Raw genomic sequence first — 13,427 nt, forward strand, 5'->3', positions numbered from 1 at the left:
ACCTAACATTTGGGTTAAGCAATCAAGACGCCTATTGTCGATTTTGAAATATGGCTTTAAAATGCGCTTTAACTCGTTGACTGAAACCATGATGTATACCTCTTTTTCGATAATCGAGATTATACACTTTTTGTTTTTATTTCAGCGCGTTACTGTCAATGCAAACTAACTAACCAATTAGTTTTGTCTGGTACAGAGGAAATTTTTACAAAAAAAGCTGAAACTCTCCTAATGCTTGTTCATGCTACAATCGTTCTGAAGCAGTTATGTTAATTGTAAAGATGGGTTTTTAATTTACTATGCCTTACTATACAATTCTCTTCTATTACGCTGCCTATTGTTTCAGCACATCTTCTACAGCGTTTTCTACTTTACGCATTAATTTAGAAAATCCCATAGCCTCTCGTTGCTTAGGTCCAAGCCATATTCCCTGAGGCCACTGAGATATAATATCTTGCACTTTTGAACTCGCATTCCAAACACTAAGAATTAATGTAAAGTGAGTAAACGCATGTCGTACTGTGCCACACATTAGATTTTGGGCTAAGTCAATATAAGACGTATTGTGTTCTTTATTTAGCTCAGAGATTGGAAACCCCCAAAGACCTTTTAATAGCTTAGTTTTTGTGTTTTTCACAGTCCAGATTTCATGGTTTTGAACACAGAGATAAACATGGCCATATCGTACAGGTTTAGGTGCTTTTTGTACGATAATAGGGGTCCATATACCGTTCTTAAACTTACAGTGTTGTGCTATTGGACATACTGTACATTGGGGAGCCCGCGGCGTACAGATGCTAGCACCTAAATCCATCAAACCTTGGGTATAATCTCCATAGTGATGTTCGGGCAATACTTCTTGAGCCATAACTGAAATCTCAGCCAGTGTGTCTAGTCCAAAACAACGCTGTAAAATTCGTTTAATATTTCCGTCGATGGCAGCAACGCGCTGCTCTAGTAAAATTGCCGCAAGCGCCGCCCCAGTATAGGATCCCACACCAGGGAACTTACGCCATTCTTCGTAACTTTTGGGATCTCGTCCCAAGGCAACCCAAGCGCGTGCTGCTTCATGAAGGTAACGAGCTCTATGGTAGTACCCTAATCCTTGCCATGCTTGGTACACTGTATCTAACGCGCTATGCGCGAGAGCATCTAAAGTGGGGAATCGGTCTAAAAAGCGATGAAAAAAAGGAATTACGGTTTTTACTTGAGTCTGCTGTAGCATTATTTCACTTACCAAAACATGATATGCAGAGCCTCCTCGCCAAGGTAAGGACCGTTTGTACTGCCCATACCAAGATAAAATTTTCTTGGAAAAAAATGCTTTATCCATTCTGCCTATTCAACTGTCACAGATTTTGCTAAATTTCTTGGTTGATCGATAGAACATCCTTTGTGCAAAGCGGTATAATACGCAATGAGCTGTAAACTTAAAACGGATAAAAAGGGATGCAACTCCCATGCTTTTGGGGAAGGATAAACAAATATATCCTGAACGGGCACACCCGCTAACTGGGTTGCACCCGCTTCGTCTGTAATCACAAATACTTTTCCCTCTCTAGCACATACCTCGTAAATATTAGAAACGGTCTTTTCAAAAAATTGATCCATAGGGGCAACCACCACCACTGGAGTTAGTCCATCAATGAGTGCTAGAGGTCCATGTTTTAATTCTCCCGCTGCAAATCCTTGCCCATGAATATAAGAAAGCTCAGATATTTTGAGAGCTCCCTCCAGAGCTATAGGATAACTTATGCCACGTCCTAGATAAATGATACCCTTTGCGTGTACTAAATGTTGGGCAATATCTTGCAGCTGAGAAGCTTTGAAAAAAATTTTTTGCATATCCATAGGGAGCTGTTGAAGCCCTTTTAAAACGTGTTGTTTTTTTTCCCCTTCTTTCATTAAGGTTAAGGAAATTTTTAATAAACATAACAATTGCGCAGTAAATGCTTTGGTAGAAGCAACACCAATCTCCGGACCCGCCCGCGTTAACAGCTCATACTGAACATAACGAGAAATAGAACTGTAAGGCATGTTCACCATACCAATAGTATACTGACCCTTCTGTTCCATGTATTGAATCGCTTTTAACGTGTCTGCAGTCTCTCCTGACTGAGAGACCGCAATGGTGACCCCTGGTTGCACCATGGGATTTCGGTAGTGAAATTCTGAAGCAAGTTCTAGAGTCACAATGCGCTGGGCCAATTGCTCTAAATAGTATTTCCCGCACCAGGCAGCATAAAAAGCGCTTCCACATCCTACCAAGGTAATGTGAGAAGAATCTTTTAACGCTTCAGGAATTACTATAGGGCGTGTTCCTTCTTTTAATACGATCTCAGGTTGTTCGTACATTTCTTTCAACATATAGTGATGAAATTCACCTCTTCCTAAGGACTCTTGCCCCAGCGGATGCGGTATAAAATAAAGCTGCTGGGATTCTTGCTTTTCGTTAAAGATATGAATATCTTCCAAAGATAAAATACCCCATGTACTCTCTTCCACATAACTGATTTCTTCAGAGATTCCCACCAAGCTTAATGCATCGGATCCCAAACTGACCCCTTGAGAGCCTCTTCCCAAGATTAAGGGGCTTATGCCTTTCCTGGCAAAAAAAATTTGATTAGGGTAGTCTTCTAAAAGTACTGCCAATGCAAAACTTCCTTCTAATTCTGTTAATATTTTAAAAAAAACTTGGTGCACACTTTTATTGTTGTGATAGTAAAAATGCATCAAATGAGCCACGACCTCAGTGTCTGTATCGCTTTCAAATCTATACCCCTGCTTTAATAGAAAAGATTTAAGCATAGAAAAATTCTCAATAATCCCGTTATGAATCACTGCAATTCCTTTGCTCATCTGAGGATGCGCATTGCGCTCTTCTGGAGCACCATGGGTAGCCCATCGTGTATGTCCTATGCCCACTAAGCTTTGTGATGCATCTGGTAAGATTTTAATTAATTGATTTAATGTTCCTACAGCGCGATAACGTACTAATTTTTTGTTTTGTATCACGGCAACTCCAGACGAATCATAGCCTCGATACTCTACGTTTTTTAGAGCGCTTACAAGAGTATTTAAAACAGGACGTTTCCCTAAAAATCCTATAATGCCACACACGGCTTTTTCTCAACGAAACGCAATGATTCCTATTATTCATGAAAAATAACTATTTTACAAGATCATGCGGTTAAGGTATCCAGCTTTTCAAAGCGTCAGAAAATATAAAGAAACGCTTTTGAGTTTTGCGAAAAAGCACTGGGTTTCATTGATGTCGTTTATCGATTATTTTATGGCAATTCTATGGATTCAGGGGAGGGATGATTTGGGACGAAAAATAAGATTCAAGCCCCATTTTCAGCCTATTATCGGGGCGGATTCTCCTCATAAGCGTTGCCAATCTTTCAATAAACGCTAACCATTTTGACTATCACTTGCTTGATTAGGAGCAAAAAAAAAGTTAACCCGAGACGATTGTTTTCCGAAACCCAATGCATTTTTATCATTACATTTATCACGAGATTGGGCGCTTTGATGCGTGCACTATTTTATTCCCTAAAATGTTATAGTTAATAGAATTTGAATCAAAACATAACAAATAATATAATTACAGTTTAGAAAATTTAAATATATCAATAAGTCCGTACTGCGTAGATTTAACACAAAAATTTATACACTGTATCAAAGCAAGTAACAGTCCAAAAAACATCCATAGTGTTTGGTATAAAAAAATGACAATAAACAGATAGGATTTACGTTACAAAAGCCAAGAACGTTACCCTCCAAAATTACGTACAGAAACTAAACCATGTACAAAGCGAGAGTCTTGTATTCAATATGTAAAGCATCATCCGGATACCAGATAAGAGGATCGTGCTGCTAAATTTGGCATGCGTGCTTGTGGTGCAAGATATAGCCAAATACCTATAGAATAGTTATAACAAAAGAAAAGAGAAAAATATTTAAAGATGTCGTATGCATTAGACTTCCGTCATAAGGGTTGAGGAATTAAAAAAAAGAAGGGGTGAGCTATCAAGACTCTGGTAAATGTTTTAGAATGGGGTAGGAGACTATAGAAGGGGTACGCATTTAGAACCGAATTTAGTTCGCTCTAAGCCGGATCTTGATGTCTATCAGCCAGAGCGTGAGGTTAGCGCTGTTGGCATTTTAAAAGTCCTTGGATGCTTTGGGGTTCGCGATAAAAAAACTTAAATCATCCAAAAGCGGATCCAGAAAAAACATCTCTATTGTGCCAAAAACGTGATGAATTAAACAGGAAAGTTGATAAACGTGGAGTTGTCCATGATATGCCAAGAACGCATGGGTATTCTGTAAAAGAGCAGGATTGAGGTGCCCAAAGTAGAACAAATGCTATAGGCGCTTTGATGGGCTCTACTTTAAGGCCCATTGGATTGCTTCCGGCTTCTCTAGAGGGATTGACTTGTTGGGTAAAGAAAATAATACTCACCCATATTCTAGAAAACCGTGGTGTTGTCCTAGATAACGCTGCGTTCCATCAAGGTAAAGCTAGGTAGAAAATGGATTAAAGATACTGGTATACTTTACCTACCTCTTTATTTTCCTGATTTTAATCCCATTGACAAATAATGGGATTACGCTAAACAGATACGACGTTCTACACATTGTTCAATTGACGTGCTATTCTCTATAACTATTTTATAGTTATTTGGCTGTATTAGTTACAATGGATAGGTTCAGTTATAAAAAGAGTCTTCCTCTACGTAAGTCAAGAAAAACGAGATTAGTACGCTAAAAGCAATAAAAAATATACCCCTGAAATACTTGTATATATTGATGAAGGTAGTGTTGATATGGCAATTTTTAAAAAGAGAGGGGATGGAATAAAAAAATGAAATGCTTTTAGGTTAAAAAGCATGGTACATATTCCAAAACAATCTATAGTCTACAAGACAGCTCGCTTAGTAAATAATCACTATGGAGTTTAATAGTTTTTGCAATACGTATCTTTTTAATCTTTGGGGGTAACAGTGTTGAATCAAAGCGCTCAAATTCGGCCTAAGTATGAATTATGATTCATTCCATAACTCTTATAAGACAAAAGAACTGATAGACTCGGTTAACTGTGGGCTAGTGTTCTTCGTGTCATATTCGTTTGATCTGAACCTTACAGCGACGTTCTGGGCTCATAGACTTTACTTCAATTCTTTCAAATTCAATCTTCAAGCTAGATTACTACAATTAGGCCTTTGAACGCCTGTTGAGGGGGATTTCCCTTACCAAAAATTTGATGGAATATTTCGGGATAAATACTCAAAAGGGATTAAAAAGTTCTGGAATTATATTTTTATTTTGGTGTATTGCATTGACATGGACTTCCTTTTTTTGATTTTCATACCTTTATCAACATTTAACTAAAACTACACCAAATTTTTTCTTACGCAGCAAATGTAATAAATAAACGTTTATTTGTAGTGTAAATCTGGAAATCATTAGGCAAGAACGCCAGAAAAACGTGGCTGACCTAGAACAAATTAAATGAAGAGAGTATAAATTTTAAAATCACTGGATTTATAATGACTGATTTTGATTTATGTTGTGTAGCTGAAAAAAATAGAGGATTTTTTATTGCGCTACTCATAATCTTTGTAAGAATCTTTCTATGCAATAGGCTGCTTGATGAATATAAATTTAAACACACTGTAGAACGGGGCTTTCGCCTAAAAAGCTCTGATTTTCTAGCCTCATCATGATTTCTAAAAAAATTAAGCCCAACGAGGCATGTATTCATGATAAAAATCTTCAGTCTTATGGCTTACGCGGGTGTTGAACATCGTATTAGACAGAGCCTTATTGAGCAAAATAGAACATTTACTGATATGAAAAAGATTACTCAGCGCACAAGTGAAAACTAGATATTTTTTTGTTTCCAAGGCATAAGCATTTTAGTGATTGAAAAAAAGAACAGGGCGTTCCTTATATTTATTGAGAAAAAAAATTTATTCTAAATTGCTTGAGAAGTCCTTATAGGACTTTTATTTATGATTTTACTGCGGGATGTGGGATAAAAAAAATTGAAGGCACATTGACTTCCCAGTGATCTTATTTTATTTTAGCAAGAAAAAATTAATGGGTACTTGTAAGGTTGCAGTAGAGAAAACCTCTACTGAAGTTCAGTATTTTTTAAAGAAGCACAGGGAAAGAGCAGAGTACCTAATATAAATTCATTTTTTTTGGAAACTAAAGCTTACTTGTGCTTATTTATCCGAGTCAAGGAGGAGGCGTGTTGTACAGGAAGAGTAGCCTTTCCTACTGTGTTTTGTTTAGAGATATTAATATTTTTAAAATCTTGGACTGCGCGTTCGGCAGCTTTTTTGCCTGTGGTATACAAGTCAGAACGCTTTGTAGTAGTGAACGCATCTTTGAAGCCTTGGACAACGAGATCAGCAGACTTACGCCCTGCATTGTAAAAATCAGAATTATTCACAGAAGAAAAAGAGTCTTTAAATCCCTGCAGCATAGATTCAGCCACTTTGTTGCCTACTTCATAGGCACGCAAAGTTTTATCCTGTATCCAATGTTTCATTTTTTCTTCGTTGTTTTCTGAAGATTGAAAATAATTTTTACCAGCTTCTTTTTCTTTGATTTTAATTTCTTGTTCCTCATCAACAGTCTTGGAGGAGACGCGTGAAAATGGCCAAAATGCTTGTACAGCAGTAGTCCAGATAAAAATCAAGTATAAACTCCATATTTTTTTCATTTTTAATTATCTATTATAAAATTCATAATAAATTATAATATAAATTTTGTAAATTTATATTAATTTTTTTTGTAAAAATAAAAAAAGCTTTTTTCATCGTTGATTTTTTTCGATCCCAATGATTAGAAATTTGCATTAAGACAGATCCCTCTGATATAATTTCATGGTTCTTTTATAGGATTTTTCACAGTGACTAAATCAAATTCTTACGACTCCTCTGAACGACGCCCATCCAAGCATAAAAGTATTCATGTGTACGAGCATGATTTACCAGAACAGGTTTTGCAGTCAGGGATTAGACTAAACCGAGGCGTTGCGCTGGATACCGAAGCTACTGGGTTGAAATCTACAGATCGATTATGTTTGGTACAACTTAATTTTGGAGACGGTGTGGCCCATCTCATCCGTATTCATCGCGTTGCTCAGCCGGCTCCCAATTTGTGTCATCTATTAGAGCGAAAAGATGTTGAAAAATTAATGCATTATGCACGTTTTGATATGGGAATTTTGTACCGAACTTTGAAAGTATTGCCTGTTAGTGTATATTGCACAAAGATTGCCTCTCGTTTTGCCCGCACTTATACAGAACGTCATGGATTAAAAGCATTATGCAGAGAACTTCTGGGAATTGAAATTTCTAAAAATGAGCAAAGTTCTTACTGGGGCGCGGTCCAATTAACAGAAGCACAAAAACATTATGCGGCTTGTGATGTGATGTATTTGCACGAGCTTCGGGGATTATTAGACGAAATTTTGGAACAAGAGGGAAGACAAACGTTGGTTCAAGCGGTCTATCAATTTCTACCCTATCGCGTTATGTTGGATATAGCAGGGTTTACAGAGGATGTGTTCTCCCACATGATTCCTAGACCCTTTGAATAAGATTTCGTGTGATCAGTACGATTTTCCCCTTTCGGTGTGCTTTGTGCGGAATTAAGATAGAAAGTCTAGGGTTGTGTTCACGATGTTGGACTAAAACTGAATTTATTACCGCACCTCTCTGCGCGCTGTGTGGAGATCCTCTAGGGTATTGGGGGGAAAATACTTTGTGCAATGCGTGTGCTGCACTGCCCAATCCGTTCTTTAGACATCGTGCAGTATGGAAATATGGTCCGGGCATAAAACAATTAATTTTTAAGTTTAAACACAATCATCAAATTTGGCTGACGGAATTTTTTGGGTATCAGATGCTTCGTTTATTGTTAGAATATTACCCTGAAGGCAGATTATTGATTCCTGTCCCCCTTCATCCTAAACGTTTGATGCAAAGAGGTTTTAATCAAGCGTTGTTGTTGGCGCGTTGGCTTAGTCGACGCACTGGAATTCCTTATGATTACAGCTCCTTGAGACGAGTGAAAGATACAGATTCTCAAGGCTTGAAACCTGCTCAGGAACGTCACTCAAATGTTGGCCAAGCTTTTCACTATTGTCCAACGTTTCCTCTTCCCATCAACGTTATTCTGGTAGATGATGTGTATACTACCGGTGCGACGTTAAAAGCCTGCGCTAACGCTTTAAAAGCTAAGGGAGTACACCATATTAGGGGAATTACGTTAAGCAAAGTTATTCCTTTGGGAGGATTTAAAAACGTAAACGATATGCTTGAACTGGACTCCCCAAGTTAGCTCCTATTTTTTGTATTTATCTAAAATAAGAGATAATAAATAAACAGAAATAAATTAATTTATACTATTTTCCATATTAGGACGAACGAGTAAGCATGATAAAATAGAGCAAAGAAAAACGCGCTTCCATCGCAAGAAAAAGTAAAACAGTATTAGGTAGAAGCGTCGGCCTAGTCAAGTTGAGGGGAAAATAGGGAAAAAATAAAACGTCTACAGACGATTATAGCGGCGGGAAATTACAGCATTTCAAGTCTTGACGTTTTGGATAAAGACGTTTGAGCTGAAGACGAAGGATGGCCTATGTATCAAGAACTAGCAATGAAAGAAAAAAAATATCTCAAAATGTTACGGATGTTATTCAAGTATCGATCAGAGATTAATATTATTTCCCATTTATAATGAATGAGCGTAATAAATCAGAACTGAATGGATCAGGCTGCACTGGATCTAGAGCATCTGGGAGTAATAGCAAATAGGCTTAAAACAATCATTTTTATCCTATAATGAATGGTGTACAGAAAAGTACGTAAAGTATTAGATTTACGCAGGAATATATGTAACCGATGGTAAAAAGACGATAAAAATCATGGCATAGAAGAGTTTATGAAAGATAAGAAGCCATCTCGTTCAAAGATAGCACATTCATTTTTTTAGGATATGGGCTCATACCATGTAGAAACCTCTATGATAAATTCAGCATAGAAAAATAAGAGGAACTTAAAAAATTAGAGACGGAAATCATTAAGACTGGGCTGAAAGTATATTTTTTTGATGAATGAAGATTTATTAAATATTTTAAAATAAGGTGAACATAGTTTAAAAAAATCATGAAAAGCAGTTTTTTTAGATGAATTCTTAATATTGTTTACTAAATAAGTAATTTTTCTTACAGATACTGAAAGTTGGTATAGCGAGATAAGGATCCCAAAAAATATAATAAGTAATGTGTCCGCTGCTATATGTACCAGCACTAAATCTAGTTGAAGGATTATCAAGCAACAAATTAAAGATATCTCTACAATTCTTTAAAATAGTTTTTTTCTTCACCGTGTTCAATCTGAGGTAAAAACAAAATTTGGATCTAAAAACCTTTAAAGCTGGTGTCAAAACGTATGGTCCAACAAGCATTGAGTGATTATAATGATGAAAAATGGAAGACCTTTTTAAAAAAGATAGATGCTAAAAATTTTGGTGTAATCCCAGGAATAAATCTAAAACCATATCTCAGAGCTTTGGGGTGTTTTGCCTGTCCTGATTCCTTCTTTCAGCTTTTATTAACCACCCTACTCTGAGTGAATCCCTTGGTTAAGTATCTACAAAAAGAATCAATATATTTATACACAGCATCTAATTTTTTATATATCTTAATAAAAGTTTTAATAGAAGGGGCGAATGACCGGTCTCGAACCGGCGACCTCTAGAACCACAACCTAGCGCTCTAACCAACTGAGCTACACCCGCCATGTTATTTAAATTCTAGCAAGTAATTATTTTTTGTCAAGTATCTAGACCAAGGCAACCTTATTAAAAAAAACGACGAAAAAGATTTGAAAAGTAATAATGTAAAAAATAGAAAGTACACAATTTTTTATCATGGAATACATAACAAAAGTAAAAAGCCAAGATTCTTGGGGTGGTTCTATACTGGTCTTGAGCACCGTCGAAGCAATGATTAAAAAATCAACTTTTGTTTTGTGTCATAATATATCTTGAATTTTATTAGAAAGTAAATTAATAAAATAAAAAAAATGATACATGCTTTTTGGAGATTGGGTTCTTGTATCGCAAACGCTGTCTCATGATTGGAACGTTAATACGACTTTTTTCCTTGTATTGATGCCGATTTGCTGCGTCAATTTAATGGAGCAGAACAATTTTTGTGTTACCTTTAAATCATGGAGTTGACCCTAGTACAAAGAAATTTTACACTACGGTAAAGATGTTGTAGAGTGCTGAGAACCATGTCTTCTGTGTCATTATTTTTACACAACCGATTCTCTCAAAAAAAAGAAATTTTTACGCCTTTAAATCCAAAAGAGGTCACCATGTACGTATGTGGACCTACAGTATACGGCCCTATTCACATGGGAAACGCGCGCTCCATTATAGTGTTCGACGTTCTTTTTAGACTGTTGAGATATTTATTTCCGCGAGTAGTGTATGTACGAAACATAACGGATGTGGACGATAAAATTAATGTCCAAGCAAAGAACCTTGGAATCTCCATCACTGAACTTACGCACACTACTATTGCTGAATTTCATCAAGATATCCAAGCACTTCACGTACTTCCTGTAAGCGTTGAACCTAGGGCAACACACCATATTCCCCACATGATCGCCATCATTGAAACGCTTTTAGAGCAAGGCGTTGCGTATTGGGCAGAAGATCATGTACTATTCGATGTATCAAAAGATCCCCATTATGGAACCCTTTCTGGTGCTAATATTGAAGAAATTTTAGCGGGTTCTCGGGTTGAATTGGCCCCCTACAAACGTAATCCTCAGGATTTTGTACTATGGAAGCCTGCAGTAGAAGAACAAGAGTTCTGGCCCTCTCCTTGGGGAAACGGCCGGCCTGGATGGCACACAGAATGCTGCGCTATGAGCAAGGAGTACCTAGGATCTAGATTTGATATTCATGGAGGAGGATCAGACCTTTTATTTCCTCATCATGAAAATGAAAGTGCTCAAACTAGAAGTGCTTTCAATATAGAACAGTCTGTTAAGTATTGGATTCATAATGGAATGTTAATGGTAGAGGGACAAAAAATGTCTAAATCTTTAGGGAATGTTTTATTACTCAAAGATGTATTAAAACAAGTTTCAGGTTCGGTGGTACGTTGGGCGTGCCTTTCTTCTCACTATCGTCATCCACTGGATTGGGGCTCTGCTTTATTGCATCAAGCTACTCAATGTGTAGAAAGTGTACTACGAGTATTGGCGCTTCCCTGGGATGGGACACCCCATATGGATGAGGATTTTCTAGCTTATTTGTGTGATGATTTAAATACGCCTGGAGCGTTAACTGCATTGCATGCGGCAGCAAAACGTGCTTTACAAGACCCCCAGTGGGTTCCTATTGTCCACACCTGCGCAGGTCTTATTGGGATTGAAGCCACCTTTTCGTTTATGACGATGGAGCTCCGGAACAAAATAGAAAGTATTATTACTGAAAGAAATCGTGCGCGTGCTGAAAAAGACTTTCAGCGCGCAGATACTTTAAGACACGAAGTGGAAGCTTTAGGTATCGTATTGGAAGACACCCCCCAAGGCACGTACTGGCATCAGCGAATTTAACTCACCGATATGTTCAAATGCTCTATTTTAAAAATAGGATTAGCGCTTTTATGGAGCAGTTTAGGGGGAGTATGTATCAGTGTATATTTAGGAGGATTTGTTCTGCCTGGAGTTGGGTACTCCCCGGTATCCTCCCTTTGGTCTGGTGCTCCTTATACAGAGTCTTCTAGTGTGGGTGTATACGTCATTAATCTTGATCAATCTAAAGCACGATGGCAGCGTATACAACACCATCTATCTACATTTCCTTTTCCTGTACATCGAATTTCTGGTATTTATGGCAAATCTTACCCCGCATTGCGCCACAATCCTAATATTGTAGATTTAGAGCACTATCGTCTTTTTTTAAAGGGAAAAGAACCGGGTTTAGGAGAAATAGGATGTTATCTTAGTCACTGTAAAGCACTAAGAGAATTTATACGTTCTAGCTTCGCATTTGCTGTGATTGTAGAAGATGATGTAACGTTTAGTCCCACCTTTCCAAAAATAATTGAAGGGTTGATACGCTGTAAAGAAAAGTGGGACCTGTGCACCTTTGAGCTTCATCCACTGCAAAGTGGGTGGCCTTTTGAACTGCCTTCCGCCTCTCTTTTTCTTCCTTTTGGAATGCATTTGTGTATATACCTCAAAGAATGCTGGAGAGCAGGTGCTTACCTGATAAACCGTTGGGCCGCACATCGTTTGCTGGAGAGAGCGCTTCCCATGCGTCTCCCTTGGGATATGTACTACATGCGATTTTGGGAATTTAAAGATTTTCAGGGCACTATTATGCAGTTTACGGGAATAGAGCCTCGATGCGCATTCCAAACCTTTGGAGACTCAGATATTGAGAAAGCCGGGCCAAGACAGATCACACGCACTGGGCATATAAAGTCTAAATATCGTTGGTATGGACGTTATTTTTCTTTTTGTAGCCACTTATCACGCTTTATGTACGGTCTGTGGATATGGGTTCGATGTGAATGGAAAAGTTTTTTCCCCACCTCGAACGCTCAATCCTCTAAGAAATAAACACGTAATTTTAACGGTTAATTTCTTTTTTAGAGCTTCTTTTTATGATGGACACTTTTGGTGTCAACAGAAAAAAAGGAATTGATGGAAATCTTTTAAGTGGTCTTAACCTTTGATGGTGGGGGTAAATCATCTACCATCATCGTGGAGAAAGAGGACGGGTTTTCTCCCAAAGTATCTTTACAGTTGCACCCTGCATAAAGCGTAGAGGAAAGCATTATCACAGCGCCGAATAATTTGATACTGCTTTCTAGGAAAGAAAAATTCCATAATAATAATTTTTTAAACAGTTTTATATTTTGATTCATTTTGTCTATTTTAACGGTTCTTTCTTACTATTCTAGTGAAAAGGTGTAAAATTTCTATCACTATGTAGAAAAAGTAAGTGATATATAGTCATTTAGCTTCAAATGAGATTAGAACTCTTATAATAAAATAATTAAAAAAATAAAAAAGAATCTAGGGCATGTTGACATTTAGGGTTACTTTAGAATTATGAGTGATGCAGTAAAATGAAGGAAGGAAAGAAAAGTGTGTGCAAGTGTGTCATATCGGGGTGCAACGCGCCTGAAATGGGTTAACGTGTTGAACATTCGCTCGACTAGAGTGCGTTCTTTGTAAAAACCTGCCTCAAATTCTCTGGGGTTTTTTGCATGGATCGTGGGGAGATGACGGCTTTACTGCTGCCAATATAATGTGTCAGCATAATAGACAATGTTATCAGCATCGTAACCTTTAAAGTCAAAGTTCTCC

At 37.4% G+C, this 13,427-nt stretch carries 10 protein-coding genes and 1 tRNA gene; 6 read left to right on the top strand and 5 right to left on the bottom strand.

Annotated features, from left to right (window positions below):
- Nucleotides 1-334: 334 nt before the first annotated feature.
- Nucleotides 335-1,333, bottom strand: coding sequence for an A/G-specific adenine glycosylase (locus HCUR_RS04010; protein WP_104206861.1), 999 nt, complete (start codon nt 1,331-1,333; stop codon nt 335-337).
- A 5-nt stretch (nt 1,334-1,338) separates the two neighbouring features.
- Nucleotides 1,339-3,120, bottom strand: a complete 1,782-nt coding sequence (glmS, locus tag HCUR_RS04015; protein WP_104206862.1) for a glutamine--fructose-6-phosphate transaminase (isomerizing) — start codon at nt 3,118-3,120, stop codon at nt 1,339-1,341.
- A gap of 1,265 nt (nt 3,121-4,385) precedes the next feature.
- Here glmS and HCUR_RS08570 point away from each other — a divergent pair.
- Complete coding sequence (locus HCUR_RS08570; protein WP_165780737.1) at nt 4,386-4,535, top strand: hypothetical protein; 150 nt, start codon at nt 4,386-4,388, stop codon at nt 4,533-4,535.
- Nucleotides 4,536-6,226: 1,691 nt separating this feature from the next.
- Here HCUR_RS08570 and HCUR_RS04025 read toward each other — a convergent pair.
- Nucleotides 6,227-6,739: a hypothetical protein gene (locus HCUR_RS04025; protein WP_104206864.1), complete on the bottom strand. Its 513-nt coding sequence runs from the start codon at nt 6,737-6,739 to the stop codon at nt 6,227-6,229.
- Between the two features lie 189 nt (nt 6,740-6,928).
- Between HCUR_RS04025 and HCUR_RS04030 the strand changes: the two genes are divergently transcribed.
- The 3 genes from HCUR_RS04030 (at nt 6,929) to HCUR_RS04040 (ending at nt 9,656) form a co-directional block, all read left to right on the top strand.
- Nucleotides 6,929-7,621, top strand: a complete 693-nt coding sequence (locus HCUR_RS04030) for a ribonuclease D (protein WP_104206865.1) — start codon at nt 6,929-6,931, stop codon at nt 7,619-7,621.
- 8 nt (nt 7,622-7,629) lie between these two features.
- The gene (locus HCUR_RS04035; protein ID WP_104206866.1) at nt 7,630-8,364 is read left to right on the top strand and encodes a ComF family protein; all 735 of its coding nucleotides are present in this window, start codon (nt 7,630-7,632) and stop codon (nt 8,362-8,364) included.
- Nucleotides 8,365-9,476: 1,112 nt separating this feature from the next.
- Nucleotides 9,477-9,656, top strand: coding sequence for a hypothetical protein (locus HCUR_RS04040; protein ID WP_104206867.1), 180 nt, complete (start codon nt 9,477-9,479; stop codon nt 9,654-9,656).
- A 95-nt stretch (nt 9,657-9,751) separates the two neighbouring features.
- Here the strand turns inward: HCUR_RS04040 and HCUR_RS04045 are convergent.
- A tRNA-His gene (locus tag HCUR_RS04045) sits at nt 9,752-9,825 on the bottom strand.
- Between the two features lie 509 nt (nt 9,826-10,334).
- On the opposite strand from HCUR_RS04045, the gene cysS reads away from it, so the two are divergent.
- Both cysS and HCUR_RS04055 read left to right on the top strand, forming a co-directional pair.
- Nucleotides 10,335-11,663: a cysteine--tRNA ligase gene (cysS, locus tag HCUR_RS04050; protein ID WP_165780739.1), complete on the top strand. Its 1,329-nt coding sequence runs from the start codon at nt 10,335-10,337 to the stop codon at nt 11,661-11,663.
- Nucleotides 11,664-11,672: 9 nt separating this feature from the next.
- On the top strand, nt 11,673-12,674 hold the full coding sequence (locus tag HCUR_RS04055; protein WP_104206869.1) for a glycosyltransferase family 25 protein: 1,002 nt from the start codon (nt 11,673-11,675) through the stop codon (nt 12,672-12,674).
- Nucleotides 12,675-12,769: 95 nt separating this feature from the next.
- On the opposite strand, the gene HCUR_RS09160 is transcribed toward HCUR_RS04055, so the two are convergent.
- A complete protein-coding gene (locus HCUR_RS09160; RefSeq protein ID WP_104206870.1) occupies nt 12,770-12,982 on the bottom strand; it encodes a hypothetical protein in 213 nt (70 codons plus the stop codon).
- Nucleotides 12,983-13,427 lie beyond the last annotated feature (445 nt).

This window comes from Holospora curviuscula (assembly GCF_002930195.1).
GTDB lineage: Bacteria > Pseudomonadota > Alphaproteobacteria > Holosporales > Holosporaceae > Holospora > Holospora curviuscula.

What these genes read in the sequence shown, in the direction of transcription:
- HCUR_RS04010 (WP_104206861.1), bottom strand. Translation starts at nt 1,333, where the DNA reads ATGGATAAAGCATTTTTTTCCAAGAAAATTTTATCTTGGTATGGGCAG.
- HCUR_RS04025 (WP_104206864.1), bottom strand. Translation starts at nt 6,739, where the DNA reads ATGAAAAAAATATGGAGTTTATACTTGATTTTTATCTGGACTACTGCT.
- HCUR_RS04055 (WP_104206869.1), top strand. Translation starts at nt 11,673, where the DNA reads ATGTTCAAATGCTCTATTTTAAAAATAGGATTAGCGCTTTTATGGAGC.
- HCUR_RS04040 (WP_104206867.1), top strand. Translation starts at nt 9,477, where the DNA reads ATGGTCCAACAAGCATTGAGTGATTATAATGATGAAAAATGGAAGACC.
- HCUR_RS08570 (WP_165780737.1), top strand. Translation starts at nt 4,386, where the DNA reads ATGGGCTCTACTTTAAGGCCCATTGGATTGCTTCCGGCTTCTCTAGAG.
- HCUR_RS09160 (WP_104206870.1), bottom strand. Translation starts at nt 12,982, where the DNA reads ATGAATCAAAATATAAAACTGTTTAAAAAATTATTATTATGGAATTTT.